An 18,870-nucleotide genomic window follows, 5' to 3' on the forward strand; every position below is an offset into this window, starting at 1 on the left:
GACATAGATTGGGTGCCGTGACAACGACGTCCTCAAATGACCTGTTTCCGGTGTCCCGTCTGGCGGCGGTGCGCGAGGCCGCCGGGGCCGCCGGGGTCGGCGCCCTGCTGCTCACACCCGGCCCCGACCTGCGCTACGTCACCGGGTACGACGCGCTGCCGCTGGAGCGGCTCACCTGCCTGGTGGTGCCCGCGGCCGGCGAGGCGTTCCTCGTGGTGCCGAGGCTGGAGTTGCCCGCGGCCGAGCACTCCCCGGCCGCGCGCCTAGGGCTTGAGTTCGTCGCCTGGGACGAGACCGACGACCCGTACGCGCTGGTCGCCCGCCGCCTCGGCTCCCCGTCCGTCGTCGCCCTCGCCGACCGCATGTGGGCGATGCAGTCCCTGCGGTTCCGCGCGGCCCTGCCGGGCGCCGAGCAGGTGCTCGCCGGGTCGGTGCTCGGGCGGCTGCGCGTGCGCAAGAGCCCCGCCGAGGTCGCGGCCCTGCGCGAGGCGGGCGCCGCCATCGACGCCGTGCACGCGCAGGTGCCCGGCTTCCTGCGGGCCGGGCGCACCGAGCGCGAGGTCGGCAGGGACATCGCCGAGGCGATCCTGGCCGCGGGCCACTCCACCGTCGACTTCGTCATCGTCGCCTCGGGCCCCAACGGCGCCAGCCCGCACCACGAGCTGTCCGACCGGGTCATCCGGCCCGGTGACCCCGTGGTGGTGGACATCGGCGGGCAGATGCCGAGCGGGTACTGCTCGGACTCCACCCGCGTCTACTGCGTGGGCGAGCCGCCCGCCGGCTTCGCCGAGTACTACGAGGTGCTGCGCCGCGCCCAGGAGGCCGCGTGCGCCGCCGTGCGCCCCGGCGTCCCGTGCGAGGCGGTCGACGCCGCCGCGCGCGACATCATCGCCGAGGCCGGCCACGGCGAGCACTTCATCCACCGCACCGGCCACGGCATCGGCCTGGAGACCCACGAGGACCCCTACATCGTCAGCGGCAACACCGCGCCGCTGGCCCCCGGCTTCGCCTTCTCCGTCGAGCCCGGCATCTACCTGCCCTCCCGGCACGGCGCCCGCATCGAGGACATCCTCGTGTGCACCGAGACCGGCGGCGAGCGGCTCAACGACCGGCCGCGCGAGCTCGTCGTAGTCTGATCCCATGGCCGTGCGCGCCACGCGGGGCGATCCCTGCGCGCGGCGCGCCACCCGGCCACCACCCCCCAGGCCAGACCTCTGTGATCCGGAGTGAACGATGGCGGTCGACCGCGCTCTGCCCACCCCCGAGGCCCACGATCTGCTCGACCTGACACGAGACCTCATCGCCAAGGAGGTCGCCCCGCGGGCGGCCGGCGACGAGGCCGAGGGCCGCTTCCCCCGCGAGGTGTTCGCCACGCTCGGCCGCAGCGGACTGCTCGGCCTGCCCTACCCCGAGGAGTACGGCGGCGCCGCCCAGCCGCAGGAGGTCTACCTCCAGGTCGTCGAGGAGCTGGCCGCGGCCTTCCTCGCCGTCGGCCTCGGCCTGTCGGTGCACACCCTGTCGTGCTTCCCCGTGGCCTCCTACGCCCGTGAGGAGGTCAGGGCCGCGCTGCTGCCCGCGATGCTCGGCGGCGAGCTGCTCGGGGCGTACTGCCTGTCGGAGCCGCAGTCGGGCTCGGACGCCGCCGCGCTCGTCACCCGGGCCGGCCGCGCGCCCGAGGGCGGCTACGAGCTGAACGGCGTCAAGGCGTGGACCACCCACGGCGGCGCGGCCGACTTCTACACCGTGATGGCCCGCACCTCCGACGACGGGGCGCGCGGCATCTCGTGCTTCCACGTGCCCGCCACCACGCCGGGGCTGTCGTTCGGCCGCCCGGAGCGCAAGATGGGCATGCGCTCCTCGCCGACCGCGCAGGTCCGCCTGGACGCGGTGCGGCTGGGCGAGGACGCGCTGGTCGGCGCCGAAGGGGAGGGCTTCCGCATCGCCATGGCCGCCCTGGACGGCGGCAGGCTCGGCATCGCCGCCTGCGCGGTCGGCGTCGCCCAGGCCGCCCTGGACGCCGCCTCCGCCTACGCCCGCGAGCGCCGCCAGTTCGGGGCGCGCATCGCCGACTTCCAGGGCGTCGGCTTCATGCTCGCCGACATGGCCACCCAGGTCGCCGCCGCCCGCGCCCTGTACCTCGACGCCGCGCGGCTGCGCGACGCCGGGCGCCCGTACGGCACGCGGGCCGCGATGGCCAAGCTCTTCGCCACCGACGCCGCCATGAAGGTCACCACCGACGCGGTGCAGATCTTCGGCGGGTACGGCTACGTCGAGGACTTCCCGGTCGAGCGGTACATGCGCGAGGCGAAGGTCCTGCAGATCGTCGAGGGCACCAACCAGATCCAGCGCCTGGTGGTCAGCCGCGCCCTCGGCAAGGGCGACCCGGTGTGACGCGGGCGCGGGCCGGCGCCGCTAGCCGTTGAGCAGCTTCTCCAGGCGCTTGACCACCGGGCGCCACGTGGCGGGCAGGGTGTAGCGGACCACGCTCTTGCCGTGGTAGGTGAGCGTGTACTTGTACAGGTCGGCGCCCGGCGGCTGCGTCTGGGAGCGTCCCGGCACGAGCCGCTTCAGGTCGGCGCGCAGCTTGCGCAGGTCCGTCCCGGTCAGGCAGCGCTTGACGGCCGGGGCGGACCGGTGGGTGAGCCGGGTGCAGCCGTCGGTGTAGACGATCACCTGGTCGTCCACGCCGATGAAGCCGCCCTGCCGCCGCAGCTTCACCAGGGTCTTCACCCGGGGCTTGGCCGTGGACGCCGTGGACGCCGTGGACTGGGGGGACGCCGTGGAAGCGGGCGCCGTGGGGGCGGGGAGCGCCGGGGACGCGGACGTGAGCGTGCCGCCGGGCGGGGTCTCCGCCAGGGACGGGGTCGCGCCCGTGACCGCCACCGGGACGAGCGCCGAGATCAACGCGATACGCCAGATTCTCATGACTCTTTTAACGTACTCCGGCCCCGGACGGCTCACCGGTGTTTCGCGCGAGCCGTCCGGGGTCGGACACCGCACGGGCACCGGCAGGGGCACCGGACGGGACGGCGGGGCGCGGAGAAGACGGGTGGGTAGGGTGGGGGCGTAGCGTGAGATCCCCAGGCGACGGAGGTACGGCGATGGGTGACAGGCCGGTCAGGATCCCCGGGCCCGACCATCCGATCACGGTCGAGCGGAACCCCGCCCGCGTCGTGGTGACCCTCGGCGGCCGCGTGCTCGCCGACACCAAGGACGCGCTGACGCTGCGCGAGGCGAGCTACCCGCCCGTGCAGTACATCCCGCGCAAGGACGTCGACATGGGCCGCCTCGAACCCACCGGCCACCACACGTACTGCCCCTACAAGGGCGACGCCTCCTACTTCAGCCTGCCCGAGGGCGGGGAGGGGGGCGCCAACGCCGTCTGGAGCTACGAGACGCCGTACGAGGCGGTCGCCGAGATCGAGGGCCACCTCGCCTTCTACCTCGACCGCGTGGACGCCATCGAGGAGCGGGACGCCTCTCCGGCGTAGCCCCCGTCGCGGCCCCGGTTCCCTAGGCGGCCGGGGCCCGTGGCGGGTCAGTTCACGGTCTCCAGGACGGTGGCGTTGGCGAGGCCGCCGGCCTCGCACATCGTCTGCAGGGCGTAGCGGGCGCCGCGCCGGCGCATGGCGTGGACCAGGGTGGTCATGATGCGGGCGCCGCTGGCGCCGAGCGGGTGGCCGAGGGCGATCGCGCCGCCGTCGGCGTTGACCTTCGCCGGGTCGGCGCCGGTCTCCTGCTCCCAGGCCAGCACGACCGAGGCGAAGGCCTCGTTGACCTCGAACAGGTCGATGTCGCCGAGCCGCAGCCCGGCCCTGCGCAGCACCTTCTCGGTGGCGGGGATCACGCCGGTGAGCATCAGCAGCGGGTCGGACCCGGTGACGGCGAAGGAGTGCAGGCGCGCCAGCGGGCGCAGGGCGAGCCGGGCGGCGGTCTCGGTGGTCGTGATCAGCAGGGCGGCGGCGCCGTCGTTGATGGGGCTGCTGTTGCCCGCGGTCACCGACCACTCGATCTGCGGGAACCGCTCGGCGTACCCGGGGTCGGCGAAGGCGGGCCGCAGCGCGGCCAGGGCCGCCATGCCGGTGCCGGGCCGCACCGACTCGTCGCCGCGCACGCCGCCGATCGGGACGATCTCCTCGTCGAAGAGCCCGGCCGCGTGCGCGGCGGCGGCCCGGACGTGCGATTCCAGCGCGAAGGCGTCCATGCGCTCACGGCTCAGCGACCACTTGGCGGCGATCAGTTCGGCGCTGATGCCCTGCGGCACCAGGCCCTCGGGGAAGCGGGCGGCCACGCCGGGGCCGAACGGGTCGGAGCCCTGCGGGACGTTGGACCACATGGGCACGCGGCTCATCGACTCCACGCCGCACGCCACGACCAGGTCGTAGGCGCCGGAGATCACGCCCTGCGCGGCGAAGTGGACGGCCTGCTGGGAGGACCCGCACTGGCGGTCCACGGTGACGGCGGGCACCGTGTCGGGGAACCCGGCGGAGAGCCAGGCGTACCGGGTGGTGTTCATGGCCTGCTCGGCGACCTGGTCGACGCAGCCGCCGATCACGTCGTCGACCAGGGCGGGGTCGACGCCCGCGCGGTCGATCAGGGCCTTGAGGGTGTGGGCGAGCAGGTCGACGGGGTGGATCCCGGCGAGCGCGCCGCCGGGCCTGCCCTTGCCGATGGGGGTGCGCACGGCCTGCACGATCACGGCGTCACGCATCGTGGCCTCCACTAGGTTGGAAAACTGGATTCACTGTAGCCCTGGTAAGTTGGATATTCCAACCCACTAGTGGAGCGTGTGACCGTGCCCACACCCACGCCGCCCCGGCCGCCGGCGGACGAGTCGCAGCCCGCCGCGCGGGCCGGTTCGCGCCCCTGCTCGATCGCCGACGCCCTGAGCGTGGTCGGCGAGAAGTACTCCCTGCTCGTGCTGCGCGAGGTGTTCCTCGGCGTGCGCCGCTTCGACGCCATCGCGCGCAACGTGGGAGCCCCGCGCGACATCCTGGCCGCGCGCCTGCGCCGCCTCACCGAGGGCGGCGTGCTGGAGAAGGTGCTCTACAGCGAGCGTCCCGCCCGCCACGAGTACCGCCTCACCGCGGCGGGCCGCGAGCTGGAACCGGTCCTGCTGCTGCTGCGCCAGTGGGGCGACCGGCACCTGACCGACCGCCCCCCGGTGGTCGTGGAGCACTCCTGTGGCGCCGACCTGGATCCCGTCGTGCTCTGCCGCGCGTGCGGCGCCACCGCGGCCGGGTCCTCGCGCGTCCACGTCACGATCCCCGGCTGGACCGTCACCGGCCCCGTGGAGGAGCCCCCGACGGCCGGTTGACCGTGCTCGCGACGCCCTGACCCCGCCGGCGGGAACGGCCCCGGTGGCACGGTGGAGTTCATGGTTTCCCACGAGGCGGCCCGCGGGCGGGCGGGGCCACCATCGAGAGGCCCGCGCCCGCTCCGGGCGCGGCGCGGGTCCAGCGGAAGGGAGACCCAGGTGGGAGTTCTGCCGAGAGCAAGGGCCGTGATCCTCGTCGCGATCATGGTCGTCACGTCGGTCGTGGTCCAGGCGGCGCCGGGCCACGCCGTGGACTACTGGGAGATCAGCGCCAGGCACAGCTGGAAGTGCCTGGACGTCGCCGGGTTCGGCACGGCCGACGGGACCGACGTCTTCCAGTGGAGCTGCACCGGGGCCGCCAACCAGCGGTGGTCCCTGGTGGACTCCGGGGACGGCAGGACGGTCTACATCAGGTCCCAGCACAGCGGCAAGTGCCTGGACGTGGCGGGCGCGAGCACCGCCAACGGCGCCGACGTCTTCCAGTGGACCTGCCTGGGCACGGCCAACCAGAAGTGGTTCCTGCAGTCCACTTCGGCCCAGTGGTTCATCGCGATCGCCCAGCACAGCGGCAAGTGCCTGGACGTCGCCGGGTCCGGGACGGCCGACGGCACCAACGTCTTCCAGTGGAGCTGCTTCGACCCCCGCCACGCCAACCAGGAGTGGCAGATGGCCGCCGCCCTCTGAGCCGGGCACTCCGCGGGGCCCGTCGCGCCGGCGCCGGGCCCCGCCTCCGGCGTCAGCCGGCGTCGCCGATCTCGACCATCACCTGGTCCAGGGACTTGCGGGTCAGGTCGGGCACCTCACAGTCGGGGGTGGGGTAGCCGACCGGGATGACGGCGAAGGCCTTCTCGTTGACCGGGCGGTCCAGGACCTCCGACAGGAAGCGCATCGGGCTCGGGGTGTGGATCAGGGCCGCCAGGCCCGACAGGTGCAGCGTGGTCAGCAGCATGCCCACCGCGATGCCGACCGACTCGTTGACGTAGTAGTGCTTGCGGGTCGAGCCGTCGGGGGCCAGGTAGTAGCGCTGCTGGAAGACCACGATCAGGTGGGGGGCCTCGGTGAGGTGGGTCTTGACGTCGTCGGTGCCGAGGGGGCGCAGGGCCTCCAGCCACTCCTCGCCGAGCCGCCCCGCATATGCCTCGCGCTCCTCCTCCTCGGCGGCCTCCCGGATGCGCCGGCGGACCTCCGGGTCGGTGACGTGCACGAACGTCCAGGGCTGCTGGTGGGCGCCGGACGGCGCGGTGGCGGCGACGGCGATGGCGTCGCGCACCGCCTGCGCGGGCACGGGGTCGGGCGAGAACTGGCGGACGGTGCGCCGCTCCTCCATGCGGCGGCGCAGCGTGGCGGCGGTTCTCAGCGTCTCCTGCTCGGGCAGCCGGGGTGGCCGGTAGCCGACGGAGCGGTAGGGCTTGCCATGGATGGGTTCCCAGGCCGTCGTAGTCATACGGTGATCGTAGGGACGCCGCCCGACAGATCGCCAGATATGCCCATACAGCGGAAAATCGGCCCCTGGGCACCCCCGTCCGGACGGCGGGCGCGGCGGCCGGAGGGGCGGCGCCGGCCGCGACCATGCCGTGACCGCCGGGGCGTGACGAAACCGCCGGAAAGGGCGCTACCGTTTACGGAGTGGAGGACATCGATCGCCGGATCGTGACGCTGCTGGCCCGGGACGGCCGCATGAGCTTCACCGATCTCGCCAGAGAGACCGGCCTGTCGGTCTCGGCCGTTCACCAGCGGGTGCGCAGGCTAGAGAAACGCGGCGTGATCAGGAGCTACGCGGCGCTGATCGACCACGACGCGGTCGGTCTCCCGCTCACGGCGTTCGTCTCGATCAAGCCGATCGACCCCTCGGCCCCCGACGACGCGCCCGAGCGGCTGGAGCACCTCACCGCGATCGAGGCCTGCCACAGCGTCGCGGGGGACGAGAGCTACATCCTGAAGGTGCGGGTGCCCTCGCCGAACGCGCTGGAACTGCTGCTCCAGCAGATCCGCGCCGCGGCCAACGTGGCCACCCGCACCACGATCGTGCTCAGCACCCCGTACGAGTACCGCACCCCCGACCTCACGGGGGACGCCTCCTAGAAGGCGCCCCCCGAGGCGTCACCGGCCCGCTACGAGACCGTCGCGGGCTCGGCGAAGCCCTCGCGCAGCCGTGCCGCGGCGCCCGGCTCCGCGCCGAGGCGCTCCAGGCCGAGCAGCGCGGCGCCCACGATCGGCGGCAGGTCGGTCACCAGCAGCCTCGCCGCCGGGGCCTGCGCGGCGTACCGCTCCTCGATCATGCCGTGCAGCAGCGGGTGGCGGGCGGTGAGCACGCCGCCGCCGAGCACGACCTCGCACGGCCGCTCCAGCAGGCCGAGCCGCCGCATCGCGACCACGCCCATGACCGCGACCTCGTCGGCCTGCCGCTCCACCACCGCGCGGGCGACGGCGTCCCCCGCGGCGGCGGTCTCCAGCAGCGCCGGCACCAGGCCGTGCAGCACCTCCTGGCCGAGCTCGCCGAAGTGGACGGCCAGGACGACCTCCTCGGCCCGCCGCACCCCGAAGTGCCCGCGGACCGTCTCCAGCAGCCGCGTGGCGGGCCCGCGGCCGTCCTCGGCGCGCACCGCGTGCCACAGCGCCTCCTCGCCGAGGCCGTACCCGCCGCCCCAGTCGCCGCTCAGCCGGCCGAGCGCGGGGAAGCGGGCGATCTCGCCGCCGGGGGACACCCCGACCGCGTTGATCCCCGCGCCGCACACCACCGCCACGCCCCACGGCCGCGTGGCCCCGGCGCGCAGCAGCGCGAAGGTGTCGTTGCCGACCACGACGTCCGCGCCGTACCCGCGCGAGGAGATCTCCTCGCGCAGCGCCTCCTCCTCGACGGGCAGGTCGGCTCCGGCCACGTACGCCGACACCAGGTCCGCGTACGGCGTCGCGGCGTCCTCGCCCAGCATGCGCCGCGTGGTCTCGCCGAGCACGTCGATGGCGGCGGGCACGCCCGAGCTCTGCGGGGTGAACCCGGCGCCCCTGCCGAGGGCCAGGACCGTGCCGTCCTCGGCCACCAGCGCGACGTCGGTCTTGCTGTTGCCTCCGTCGACCGCGAGGACGGTCCTCACGCGCGCACCGCCCAGGGCAGGAAGGCGCGGTTGGCCGCGACCAGCCGCTCGGCCAGGTCCCGCGACACCGACGCCTGGCCGATCAGCGGGTGGGCCAGCAGCGCGTCGGCGACCCGGTCGGTCCCGCCGTGCAGCGCGGCCTCCAGGGCCAGGGCCTCGTAGGCGGTGACGTGGGCGATCAGCCCGGCGTACAGCGGCTCCACCGGATCGACCGGCAGGGCCGTGGCCCCGGCCGCGCCGATGCGCGCGGGCACCTCGATCACCGCGTCGCCGGGCAGGAACGGCAGCGTGCCGTCGTTGCGCAGGTTGACCACCTGCGTGTCGCCCCGGTCGTTGACCAGCGAGGAGATGAGCGCGACCGCCGACTCCGAGTAGAACGCGCCGCCGCGCTTCTCCAGCAGCTCGGGCTTGGTGTCCACGGCCGGGTCGGCGTACATGGCGAGCAGCCGCTCCTCCATCGCGGCGACCTCGGCGGCCCGCGACGGCTTGGCGCGCTGCTCGGTCACCACCGCGTCGTGCTCGTAGAAGTAGCGCAGGTAGTACGACGGCACGACGCCGAGCCTGCGGATCAGCTCCACGGGCAGGCCGATCGCGGCGGCGATCTCCTCGCCGTGGCCGTCGAGCAGCCGCGGCAGCACGTCGTCGCCGTCCACGCGCACGGAACGTTCCCAGGTGAGGTGGTTGAGGCCGACGTGGCCGAGCGAGACCCGCTCGGGGGTGACGCCGAGGGCGGCGGCGAAGCGCCGCTGGAACCCGATGGCCACGTTGCACAGGCCGATCGCCCGGTGCCCGGCCTGCAGCAGCGCGCGGGTGACGATGCCGACCGGGTTGGTGAAGTCGACGATCCACGCCTCGGGCGCGGCCTTGGCCACCCGCTCGGCGATGTCCAGCACCACCGGGACGGTGCGCAGGGCCTTGGCCAGGCCGCCCGCGCCGGTGGTCTCCTGCCCGACGCAGCCGCACTCCAGCGGCAGCGTCTCGTCCACGTTGCGCGCGGCCTGTCCGCCGATCCGCAACTGGATGAGGACGGCCTGGGCTCCGGCCACGCCCTCCTCCACGGTGGTGGCCGTGCTCACGGTGGCCGGGTGGCCGGCCCGCGCGAGCATCCGCGACGCCATCCCCGACACCAGGCCGAGCCGCCGCTCGTCGGGATCGACGAGCGCGATCTCCGACAGCGGCAGTTCCTCACGCAACCGGGCGAACCCGTCGATGAGTTCCGGTGTGTAGGTGGAGCCGCCCCCGACAACGGCCAGTTTCATCACTTGACTCCCGTCAGCTTGACGCCTTCGATGAATGCCTTTTGGGCGAAGAAGAAGACTATGATCACCGGGGCCATGGCGAGAAGGGTGGCCGCCATGGTCAGGTTCCATTGGACCCGGTGCACGGCTCTGAAGGATGCCAGGCCGATCGACAGCGTCCAGTGGGAGGTGTCGGTCCCCGCGTACAGCAGCGGGCCGTAGTAGTCGTTCCAGCAGTAGAAGAACTGGAACAGGGCGACGGCCGCGATCGCGGGCCGCGCCATGGGCAGGATCACCCGGACCAGCGTGCCGAACTCCCCGTACCCGTCCACGCGGGCCGCGTCGGAGTACTCCTTGGGGATCGTCACCAGGAACTGCCGCAGCAGGAAGATGGAGAAGGCGTCCCCGAGCAGCATGGGCAGGATCAGCGGCCACAGCGTGCCGGTCAGGTGGAACCGCGCCCACAGGATGTAGACGGGAACGGCGACGACCTGCGGCGGCAGCATCATCGTGGTGATGACCAGCAGGGTCGCCAGCCTGCGCCCGGGGAAGCGGAACCGCGCCAGCGCGTACGCCACCGGGATCGAGGAGACAAGCATGAACACGGTGGCCAGCACCGCGTACAGGAGCGTGTTGAGTATCCAGGTGAGCAGCGGGGCCTTCTGGAAGATCTCCGCGAAGTTGCCCCACTCCCACCGCTCGGGCCACAGTCGCGAGGTGAGCGCCTGGTGGTCGGTCATGACGGCGGTCAGCGCGATGAACCCCAGGGGCGCGAGGAACATGATGGCCAGGGCCAGCGCGAACGCGTGGGTGGCGATCCAGGTCAGCACGGCGCGCCCGCGGTGCCCGCGCGCCCTGCCGGTCGTGCCCCGGGCGCGGGACGCCAGGGTGAGGGTCATGCGTCCTCCTCGGCCAGGCCGCGGAACTGCCGCAGCAGGAACAGGGTGAACACCATCGACACCGCGAACAGGATGAGCGCGAGAACGCAGGCGTAACCCATGGCGAAGTCCCGGAACCCCTGGTGGAACAGCCATTCCGGGAAGGTCAGGGTGGACTGGGCGGGGTAGCCGGGGGTGAAGACCGAGCCGGCGGAGTCGGTGGACCCGGAGGCCACGCGCGCGGCCACCATGGCCTGGGTGAAGTACTGCAGGGTCTGGATGACGCCGGTGACGGCGGCGAACATCAGCACCGGGCGGATCACCGGCAGGGTGACGTGGAAGAACTGCTGCCAGGGACCGGCGCCGTCCAGGGCGGCGGCCTCGTAGAGCTGCTTCGGCACGTCGAGCAGCGCGGCCAGGAAGATCACCATCAGGTCGCCGACGGACCACAGCCCGAGCAGGGTGAGCCCGGGCTTGGCCCAGCCCGGGTCGCCGAACCAGTCCGGCGAGGGCAGGCCGATCGCCGACAGGATCGCCGGGACCGGGCCGGTGCCCGGGTTGAGCAGGTAGACGAAGCCGAGCGTCCCGGCGACCAGCGGCACCAGGGACGGCAGGTAGAACACCGTCCTGAAGAACCCGACCCCGGCCTTGAGCTTGGTGACGAGCTGGGCGACGCCGAGCCCGAACAGCACCCGCGCCGGCACCATCACCACGACCAGCCACAGCGTGTTGCGGATGGCGGTCCAGGCGGCCTCGTCCTTCAGGAAGTACCGGTAGTTGAGCAGGCCGACCGGCTCCAGCGTGAACAGGTCGTAGCGCTGGAAGGAGAAGTAGACGGTCGCGATCAGCGGATAGGCGAAGAAGACGGAGAACCCGGCCAGCCACGGGGACAGGTAGAGCAGGGCTCTGAGGGCGGGGCGGCGCCGGCCGCCGACCGGCACCGCCCTCCCGCGACGCCCGAGCGTCGTCGTGGCCACGCGGATCAGCCGCCCGCCGTCAGCTTGAGCTTGTCGTCGATCTTCTTGTCGACGCCGGCGAGCAGGGCGTCCAGGTCGGTGGCGCGGCCCGACTCCCAGGCCTCCTGGGCCTCCTGCAGCGTCTGCTGGTTGAACGCCGAGTTGATGTGGGCGGGCAGCGTCGTGCTGGCGGGGTTGGCGAAGATGTCGAGGAAGGTCTGGAAGTTCGGGTCCTTGTCCAGCTTCGGCGACCGGAGGGCGGGCAGGGTGCTCGGCACGTTGCGGATCGCGTTGGACAGCGTCACCAGCGCGTCGGTGTCGGTCGTGAGGTACTTCACGAGCTCCCAGGCGGCCGCGTTGTGCTTGGCGCCGCGCGGGATGCCGATCACGGTGCCGGCGATGAACCCGCCGCCGTAGAGCTGGGGCTTGTCGTCGGCCACCGGCAGCGGCGCGGTGCCGTACTCCAGGCCGGGGGCGTCGGCGGCGATCATGGCGTTGCGCCACTCGCCGTCGATGGCCATGGCGACCCTGCCCTTCATGAAGGGGTTGTCGGCGGAGAACTCGTCGCCGAAGGTCTTGCGGAACTTCTCCAGGTCGTCGTAGCCGAACCAGTCGACCAGGTCCTTCTGCCAGGTCATGAGCTGCTTCCACGCCGGGTCGCCGCCGATGGCGGAGGTGCCGTCGGGGTTGGTCCACTTGGCGCCGGTCATGGGGGCGGTGTGGATCGGGACGTTCTCGTACATCTGCGCGCTGGGGTTGAAGCCGGCGACCTTGATGGCGCCGTCCTTGTCGCGGACGGTGAGCTTCTTGGCCAGGTCGGCCAGCTCCGAGAGGGTCTTGGGCGGCTGGGCGCCCTTCATCAGCTTCTTGTTGTAGTACAGGCCGTAGGTGTCGGCGAGCATGGGCATCACGCACCGTTTGCCCTGGTACTCGGTGTAGTCGGCGATCACCTTCGGGAAGACGGCGGTGTCGATCCCGCTCGAGGACAGATAGGGCGCGAGGTCCTGGAACAGGCCGGTCTTGCAGAAGGTGGCCACGCTGTCGGTGGTGAACGACAGCGCCACGTCCGGCGGGTTGCCGCCGCGCACGGACTGGATGATCTGGTCGTCCTGGACGGCCTTGGTGGTCTTGACGGTGATCCACGGGTACTTGGCCCGGAACCCGGCCAGCGCGTCGTCGAAGGCCTTGAGCTCGTTGTCGGCGGAGAAGCCGTGCCACATGGTGATGGTCACGGGCTCGCGGTTCGGGGTGCCGCCCGCCGACGGCACGCCGGGCGCGGTCTCGTTCCCCGCGGTGCAGGCGGCGGACGCCAGCACGGCGAGGCCCGCCGCCGCGGCGAGCAGCAAAGATGATCTCACGGAATTCCTCCTACGGATGGTCGGGGGGGTCAGGAGGGACGTGCGAAGGGGTGGGAGCCGCGCGGGGCGGCTCACGCGGGCACCGTCGAGCCGAAGACCTCGTCGCGGGCCAGGGACAGGGCGAGCCCGGTGGCGCCGGTGAGCACGGGGTTGCCCTCGACGCTGGAGACCCGCACCGGCGGGCGGGGGAAGGTGAGGACGTGCAGCTCCTCCTCGACCAGCTCGGCCAGGACGTCGCCGCCGGCGAGCAGCACGCCGCCGGTCAGCACGACGATCTCGGGGTCCACGACCGCGGTGATGGGCGCGAGGCCCATGGCCAGGCGGGCGGCGACCTCGCGCAGCGCCCCTCTGGCACGCTCGGCGCGGCCTCCGCCCACGGCGGCGTCGCGCACGGCGTTGCGGACCGCCTGCGCGGCGTCGCCGCCGCGCACGCCGTGCGAGCGCAGCAGCCGGAGCACGGCGGGGCCGCCGGCCAGGGCCTGGAAGCCGTGGTCGCCGCGCTTGCCGGTCTCGCGGGCGGTCGGCGCGCCGACGGTCGGCATGTACCCGACCTCGCCGGCGCCGCCGGTGGCGCCGCGGTGCAGCCGGCCGCCGAGCACGAGGGCGGCGCCGATGCCCGAGTCGACCCACAGGAGCACGAAGTCGGAGTGGCCGCGGGCGATGCCGTGGGCCTGCTCGGTGAGCGCGACGAGGTTGACGTCGTTCTCGATGTCGACGGGGACGCCGAGCGCCCGGCGGAAGGTGTCGACCAGCTCGGGCAGGTGCCAGCCGGGGATGTGGGCGGCGTAGCCGAGGCGGGCGGTGCCGGGGTTGACGGCCCCCTGGATGCCGATGACGACGCGGCGCAGCGTCGCGCGGTCGAACCCGGCCGCCTCGCGGGCGGTCTCGACGGCCTCGCGCACCCGCCCCACGACGTCGCCCGCGCTCCTGCCGGGCGTGGCCACGCGGTGCTCCGACAGCACGGCGCCGGACAGGTCGGCGGCGCGGACCTCGAGCCTGGCCGGGGTCACGTCCAGCGCGACGACGTGGGCGGCGGCGGGGTTGATCCGGTACAGCTCGGCCGTGCGCCCGGGCAGGCCCTCGCGGACGCCGTCCAGCACGACGAGCCCGGCGTCCTGGAGCCGGGCGAGGAGCTGGGAGGCGGTGGGCTTGGACAGGCCGGTGAGGGCGCCGAGCTGGGGCCGGCTGAGCGGGCCCCGCTCCAGCAGGACCCGCAGGGCGGCGCGGTCGTTGATCGCGCGCAGCAGGCTGGGCGTCCCGGGCTGCGAGTTGGTGTCCATGCCGCCCATAGCTCCTCGTCGCGCGGGCCGTCCTATGGGAGTTAGGAAAGGTTCCTAACTCTGTAGGGACGGTATCCTCCCGCACCCGAGCAGGGTCAATAGGCTCTACCAAGCTGTGACCCGGCGGAGGCCCGGGATCACCGCACGTGAAAGCCGGACGGCCACGGTCCCCGGAAACGCGAAAGCCGCCGCGGGAACGGCGGCGGCGACGGGCATGCGAAGGGCGATCTGCTATTCTGAGCCCTTGTCATCACATAGAGCCCAAACGGCAAAGTAGGCGCGGAGTTTCACATTACTATCAATGATAACGAAGCACCATCAGTCCGTCAAACCGAACTCGCCAAGGAGCGGCGGTACGTCGCGGGCCTGTACGAACGCCTCGACGTGCTGCGGGCGCGCACCCGGGCGCAGCTCGACGACGTGCTGGCCCAGGGCGGCGGTGGCACCCACCAGAACCGCTCCGAGCGCGACTCCTTCGCGGGCATGTACGCCGAGCGCCTGGCGCGGCTGTGGGCGGTGGAGAACGGCCTGTGCTTCGGGCGGCTCGACCTGGCGGAGGAGAAGCCGCTGTACATAGGCCGGCTCGGCATCTCCGACGACGACCAGCGGCGCCTGCTCATCGACTGGCGCGCCCCGGTCGCCCAGCCGTTCTACCGGGCGACGCCCGCCGCGCCCATGGGGGTGACCCGGCGGCGCCACCTGCAGACCCGGGGACGCCGCGTCATCGGCGTCGACGACGACCTGTTCGACCTCGACCGGCTCAGCGACGAGGACCGCGCGACCCTCAACGGCGAGGCCGCCCTGCTGGCCTCCCTCGGCGAGAAGCGCACCGGGCGCATGCGCGACATCGTCGCCACCATCCAGGCCGAGCAGGACCGGGTCATCCGCTCCGACCTGAACGGCGTGCTGGTCGTGCAGGGCGGCCCCGGCACCGGCAAGACCGTCGTCGCCCTGCACCGCGCCGCCTACCTGCTCTACACCCACCGCGAGCGGCTGGCCCGCCGCGGCGTGCTCATCATCGGCCCGAACCTGACCTTCCTGCGCTACATCGAGCAGGTCCTGCCCTCCCTCGGCGAGACCGACGTGCTGCTGTCCACGGTCGGGGAGCTCTACCCGGGGGTCACCGCCTCGGCCGCCGAGCCCGACGCGGTCGCCGCCGTCAAGGGCGACGCCCGCATGACCCAGGTGATCGCGCGCGCCGTCCAGGACCACCAGCGGGTGCCCCGGCGACCCCTCGACATCGACCTCGGCCGGTACACCCTGCGCCTGGACCAGCGCACGCTGGAGGCCGCGCGCAGCCGCGCCATCCGCAGCAGGCGCCCGCACAACCAGGCCAGGTCCGTGTTCGTGCGGCACATCCTGAACGCCCTGGCCAAGCAGGCGGCCAAGGCGCTCGGCCGGGGCATGCTGGAGGAGTCCGACCTCGCCGACCTGCGCGAGGACCTGCGCACCGAGCCCGCGGTCAAGAGCGCGCTCAACCGGCTGTGGCCCTACCTCACCCCGCAGCGGCTCCTGAGCGGCCTGTACGGCTCCCGCGAGCGCATGGAGTACGCGGGCCTGGCGGGGCCCGAGCGCGAGCTGTTGTTCCGCGCGCCGCCGCGCGGCGGGCGCGACCACTGGACCGAGGCCGACGTCCCCCTGCTGGACGAGGCCGCCGAGCTGCTGGGCGACATCGACCCGCAGGTCCTGCGCGCCGCCGCCCTGCACGCCGAGGAGGAGCTGGCCGCGGCGCGCCGCGCCGAGGAGGCCGCGCGCGACGCCGAGCTGACCTACGCCCGCGAGGTGCTGGAGCTGACCGGCATGTCCGACATCTTGGACGCGGAGCGGTTCGCCGCCCGGCACCGCGACGACGACGTCCACCTCACCACCGCCGAGCGCGCCGCCGCCGACCGCGCCTGGGCCTACGGGCACATCATCGTGGACGAGGCCCAGGAGCTGTCGGCCATGGCGTGGCGCATGCTGATGCGCCGCAGCCCCAACCGCTCCATGACCATCGTCGGCGACATCGCCCAGACCGGCGCGGCCGCGGGCGCGTCCTCCTGGAAGCAGGTCCTCGACCCCTACGTCGCCGGCCGGTGGCGCGAGGAGACGCTGACCGTCAACTACCGCACGCCCGTCGAGCTGATGGCCGTCGCGGCCGACGTGCTCACGCTCGTCGGGCCGTCCCTGCGCGCCCCGGAGTCGGTCCGCGAGACCGGCGCCCGGCCGTGGTCGCGCCGGATCGACGGCCGGGGCGACCACGCCGAACTGGGCCCGATCATCACCGGCGAGATCGTCGAGGGCGGGCGGCTGGCCGTCATCGTCCCCGCGGGCCGGGCCGCCGAGCTCGGCGCGGCGATCACCGCCGCGGTGCCGGGCGCGGTCGCCGGGCAGGGCGCCGACGCGCTGGAGGCCCCGGTCGCCGTGCTCACCGTGGCCCAGGCCAAGGGCCTGGAGTTCGACGCGGTGATCGTCGTCGAACCCGCCGAGATCCTCGCGGAGTCCCGGCGCGGCGCGGGCGACCTGTACGTGGCGCTCACCCGCGCCACCCAGCGGCTCGGCGTGCTGCACAGCGGCGACCTGCCCGCGGTCCTGTCCCGCTGCGCGCCCCTATGACGGCATTGGCGGCACTCACGTCTCCTGTCCTAGCTGCGAAAACTTGGTGTTTCCCCTGATCGGGACACGGTTGACATCTGAGCTGAGGTCGGTAGTTTGCTGGACAGTCCAGCACGGGACTGCCGGTTGGCCGTCTTCAGGCGTCGCCGGACTCTGCGTCATGACGGAGCACGGCTCCGTTAGCCCAGCCAGGCGCAGATCCGGCGCCAGGTCGAGTCGGGGCACCCCAGCCGGATGGGGGGTTGGACCCGGGAGGGGCCCGGACACCCAGTAGACAACGGAACTCCGCGCTCGCCGCCGACGGGACGGGTCCGGTCCGAAGGGTCGTCCGGGCCCCCTTTCCTTCCCGTGACGCGACGCGCCGTGGTTCCCGGATTCGGTTCGCTGGCCCCGGGAATCACCCGCCCCGCGCCACGCCGTCCGGCGCCGCCCACAGCCGCCTCTCGCCGTCCGTTGTTGGAGCCGCGGCCCGCGGGCGGTAGCGTTCGGAGGTCACGAACCCTCCGCGAGAAGAGACGCGCATCCGTGGCCCAGCGAACGGCCGAGAAGAACGCCGGCGACGAGCGGGCGCCCGAGCTCCCGGGCCGCCCGCCCCCCGCGCGCGCCCTGCCGCGGGCCGTGGCCTGCGTCGCCGGGGGAGTGCTCCTTTACCTGGCCTTTCCTCCCATCGGCCTGTGGTACCTCGCGCCCGCGGGCGTCGCCGCGCTCACCCTGGCCGTCCACCGCCTCCCGGCACGCCGCGCCGCCTGGGCCGGCTACCTCGGGGGCCTGGCCTTCCTGCTTCCGGCGCTGGCCTGGGTGCGGCCCATCGGCCAGGACGCCTGGCTGGCCCTGGTCGCCATCGAGAGCCTGTGCTTCGCGCTCATGGCCGTCGGCACCGCCCTGGTCACGCGGCTGCGCGGCTGGCCGGTGTGGGCCGCCACCCTGTGGGTCGTCCAGGAATGGGTGCGCGGCGCGTTCCCCTTCGGCGGCTTCCCCTGGGTGCGGGTGGCCTTCAGCCAGGGGCACACCGCCTTCACGCCTTACGCCGCCCTCGGCGGCGCCCCGCTGGTCACCTTCGCGGTCGCGCTGTGCGGCACGCTGCTCGCGGCCCTCGCCCTGCGCCTGGCCACCCGGCGCGCGCTCGTGCCCGCCGCCCCGCTGCTCGCCGGGGCGCTGGCCGTGCCGCTGCTCGCCTACGCCGTGCCCGGTCCCGGCGAGGCGGCGGCCGGCGCCGTGCGGGTCGGGGTGATCCAGGGCGACGTGCCCGGCGAGGGCCTGGGCTTCCTCGGCGACGAGCCCGCCGTCGTGCTGCGCAACCACGCCGACAAGACCCACGAGCTCGCGCGGGCGGTGCGTGCGGGCCGGGTGGCGCGGCCCGACATCGTGATCTGGCCGGAGAACTCCACCGACATCGACCCCTACCGCAGCTCCTACGCCTACGAGGTCATCGACGCGGCCGTCCGCGACATCGGCGTCCCGGTGCTGGTCGGCGCCGTCGTCCGCACCCCCGACGGGCTGCACCGCTACACCCGCGGCATCGTCTGGGACCCGCGCACCGGCCCCGGCGCCTACTACGACAAGCAGAAGCTCGTGCCGTTCGGCGAGTTCGTGCCCTACCGCGAGATCATCGCCAAGATCGTGCCGCGCGTCGGCCTCGTCGGCCTGCAGTCGCTGCCCGGCGCCCGCGACGGCGACCTGAGGATGGGCCCGGTCACGGTGGGCGCGGTCTCGTGCTACGAGGTCGCCTTCGACGGCGTCGTGCGCGCCACCGTGCGCGCCGGCGGCAGCCCGCTCGTCGTGCAGACCAACAACGCCACCTATTCCCTGACCGGCCAGCCGTCCCAGCAGCTCGCCATGTCCCAGCTCCGGGCCGTCGAGCACGGCCGCGCGGTGATCACCGCGGCCACCACCGGCATCTCCGCCGCCATCGACCCGTCCGGCGAGATCCGCTGGCGCGCCCCCGAGCGCGTCCCGGACATGGCCGTGGTCACCGTCCCGCTGCGCACGGGGGAGACCCTCGCCACCCGCGCCGGGGGCCTGCCCGAACTGGCCCTGTGCCTCGCCGGCCTGGCCGCCGTCGCGGTCGCCCTCGCCGGCCGGCGGCGCCGCGGGCCCGCGCCGGAGGAACCGGACGGGAACCAACCGGGCTGATCCCCGCGTTGTACCTGCCGAGG

General features: G+C 73.5%; 17 protein-coding genes. 8 read left to right on the forward strand and 9 right to left on the reverse strand.

What is annotated here, in order from left to right:
* The first annotated feature begins 41 nt into the window (after positions 1-41).
* A complete protein-coding gene (locus BJ981_RS34415) occupies positions 42-1,136 on the forward strand; it encodes a M24 family metallopeptidase (RefSeq protein ID WP_204070147.1) in 1,095 nt (364 codons plus the stop codon).
* A 97-nt stretch (positions 1,137-1,233) separates the two neighbouring features.
* Positions 1,234-2,391: an acyl-CoA dehydrogenase family protein gene (locus tag BJ981_RS34420; RefSeq protein ID WP_184617516.1), complete on the forward strand. Its 1,158-nt coding sequence runs from the start codon at positions 1,234-1,236 to the stop codon at positions 2,389-2,391.
* A gap of 21 nt (positions 2,392-2,412) precedes the next feature.
* Here the strand turns inward: BJ981_RS34420 and BJ981_RS34425 are convergent, their stop codons facing one another.
* Positions 2,413-2,925 (reverse strand): hypothetical protein, encoded by a 513-nt coding sequence (locus BJ981_RS34425; RefSeq protein WP_184617517.1) that lies wholly within the window; start codon positions 2,923-2,925, stop codon positions 2,413-2,415.
* Between the two features lie 176 nt (positions 2,926-3,101).
* Here BJ981_RS34425 and BJ981_RS34430 point away from each other — a divergent pair, with 176 nt between their 5' ends.
* Positions 3,102-3,491, forward strand: coding sequence for a DUF427 domain-containing protein (locus tag BJ981_RS34430; RefSeq protein ID WP_184617518.1), 390 nt, complete (start codon positions 3,102-3,104; stop codon positions 3,489-3,491).
* Positions 3,492-3,538: 47 nt separating this feature from the next.
* On the opposite strand, the gene BJ981_RS34435 is transcribed toward BJ981_RS34430, so the two are convergent.
* Positions 3,539-4,711, reverse strand: a complete 1,173-nt coding sequence (locus BJ981_RS34435; protein WP_184617519.1) for a thiolase family protein — start codon at positions 4,709-4,711, stop codon at positions 3,539-3,541.
* A gap of 84 nt (positions 4,712-4,795) precedes the next feature.
* Between BJ981_RS34435 and BJ981_RS34440 the strand changes: the two genes are divergently transcribed.
* Positions 4,796-5,317: a winged helix-turn-helix transcriptional regulator gene (locus BJ981_RS34440; protein ID WP_184617520.1), complete on the forward strand. Its 522-nt coding sequence runs from the start codon at positions 4,796-4,798 to the stop codon at positions 5,315-5,317.
* 159 nt (positions 5,318-5,476) lie between these two features.
* Positions 5,477-6,001, forward strand: coding sequence for an RICIN domain-containing protein (locus BJ981_RS34445; RefSeq protein WP_184617521.1), 525 nt, complete (start codon positions 5,477-5,479; stop codon positions 5,999-6,001).
* A gap of 52 nt (positions 6,002-6,053) precedes the next feature.
* On the opposite strand, the gene BJ981_RS34450 is transcribed toward BJ981_RS34445, so the two are convergent.
* Complete coding sequence (locus tag BJ981_RS34450; RefSeq protein WP_184617522.1) at positions 6,054-6,761, reverse strand: nitroreductase family protein; 708 nt, start codon at positions 6,759-6,761, stop codon at positions 6,054-6,056.
* Between the two features lie 182 nt (positions 6,762-6,943).
* On the opposite strand from BJ981_RS34450, the gene BJ981_RS34455 reads away from it, so the two are divergent.
* Positions 6,944-7,399 (forward strand): Lrp/AsnC family transcriptional regulator, encoded by a 456-nt coding sequence (locus BJ981_RS34455; RefSeq protein WP_184617523.1) that lies wholly within the window; start codon positions 6,944-6,946, stop codon positions 7,397-7,399.
* A gap of 29 nt (positions 7,400-7,428) precedes the next feature.
* Here the strand turns inward: BJ981_RS34455 and BJ981_RS34460 are convergent, their stop codons facing one another.
* From BJ981_RS34460 to BJ981_RS34485, 6 genes are all read right to left on the reverse strand, one after another.
* Entirely contained in the window at positions 7,429-8,409 is a 981-nt protein-coding gene (locus tag BJ981_RS34460) for an N-acetylglucosamine kinase (protein WP_184617524.1), read from the reverse strand.
* The gene (locus tag BJ981_RS34465) at positions 8,406-9,668 is read right to left on the reverse strand and encodes a 6-phospho-beta-glucosidase (RefSeq protein WP_184617525.1); all 1,263 of its coding nucleotides are present in this window, start codon (positions 9,666-9,668) and stop codon (positions 8,406-8,408) included. Before BJ981_RS34465 ends, BJ981_RS34460 begins: the two co-directional genes overlap by 4 nt.
* Complete coding sequence (locus tag BJ981_RS34470; RefSeq protein WP_184617526.1) at positions 9,668-10,546, reverse strand: carbohydrate ABC transporter permease; 879 nt, start codon at positions 10,544-10,546, stop codon at positions 9,668-9,670. The genes BJ981_RS34465 and BJ981_RS34470 overlap by 1 nt, the downstream gene beginning before the upstream one ends.
* Entirely contained in the window at positions 10,543-11,502 is a 960-nt protein-coding gene (locus tag BJ981_RS34475; protein WP_184617527.1) for a carbohydrate ABC transporter permease, read from the reverse strand. The genes BJ981_RS34470 and BJ981_RS34475 overlap by 4 nt, the downstream gene beginning before the upstream one ends.
* Before the next feature lie 5 nt (positions 11,503-11,507).
* Positions 11,508-12,839 carry an ABC transporter substrate-binding protein gene (locus BJ981_RS34480; protein ID WP_184617528.1) on the reverse strand — a complete coding sequence of 444 codons (1,332 nt, stop codon included), beginning with the start codon at positions 12,837-12,839 and terminating at the stop codon, positions 11,508-11,510.
* 71 nt (positions 12,840-12,910) lie between these two features.
* On the reverse strand, positions 12,911-14,119 hold the full coding sequence (locus BJ981_RS34485) for an ROK family transcriptional regulator (RefSeq protein ID WP_184617529.1): 1,209 nt from the start codon (positions 14,117-14,119) through the stop codon (positions 12,911-12,913).
* A 297-nt stretch (positions 14,120-14,416) separates the two neighbouring features.
* Between BJ981_RS34485 and BJ981_RS34490 the strand changes: the two genes are divergently transcribed.
* Together BJ981_RS34490 and lnt are read left to right on the forward strand one after the other, a co-directional pair.
* Entirely contained in the window at positions 14,417-16,714 is a 2,298-nt protein-coding gene (locus BJ981_RS34490; protein ID WP_184617773.1) for a HelD family protein, read from the forward strand.
* Between the two features lie 525 nt (positions 16,715-17,239).
* Complete coding sequence (gene lnt, locus BJ981_RS34495; protein WP_239139108.1) at positions 17,240-18,847, forward strand: apolipoprotein N-acyltransferase; 1,608 nt, start codon at positions 17,240-17,242, stop codon at positions 18,845-18,847.
* The last annotated feature ends 23 nt before the right edge of the window (positions 18,848-18,870 follow it).

Origin of the sequence: Sphaerisporangium krabiense, from assembly GCF_014200435.1 — a bacterium.
Taxonomy (GTDB): Bacteria; Actinomycetota; Actinomycetes; order Streptosporangiales; family Streptosporangiaceae; genus Sphaerisporangium; species Sphaerisporangium krabiense.

What these genes read in the sequence shown, in the direction of transcription:
- BJ981_RS34420 (WP_184617516.1), top strand. Translation starts at nt 1,234, where the DNA reads ATGGCGGTCGACCGCGCTCTGCCCACCCCCGAGGCCCACGATCTGCTC.
- BJ981_RS34465 (WP_184617525.1), bottom strand. Translation starts at nt 9,668, where the DNA reads ATGAAACTGGCCGTTGTCGGGGGCGGCTCCACCTACACACCGGAACTC.
- BJ981_RS34435 (WP_184617519.1), bottom strand. Translation starts at nt 4,711, where the DNA reads ATGCGTGACGCCGTGATCGTGCAGGCCGTGCGCACCCCCATCGGCAAG.
- BJ981_RS34485 (WP_184617529.1), bottom strand. Translation starts at nt 14,119, where the DNA reads ATGGACACCAACTCGCAGCCCGGGACGCCCAGCCTGCTGCGCGCGATC.
- BJ981_RS34430 (WP_184617518.1), top strand. Translation starts at nt 3,102, where the DNA reads ATGGGTGACAGGCCGGTCAGGATCCCCGGGCCCGACCATCCGATCACG.
- BJ981_RS34450 (WP_184617522.1), bottom strand. Translation starts at nt 6,761, where the DNA reads ATGACTACGACGGCCTGGGAACCCATCCATGGCAAGCCCTACCGCTCC.
- BJ981_RS34425 (WP_184617517.1), bottom strand. Translation starts at nt 2,925, where the DNA reads ATGAGAATCTGGCGTATCGCGTTGATCTCGGCGCTCGTCCCGGTGGCG.
- BJ981_RS34470 (WP_184617526.1), bottom strand. Translation starts at nt 10,546, where the DNA reads ATGACCCTCACCCTGGCGTCCCGCGCCCGGGGCACGACCGGCAGGGCG.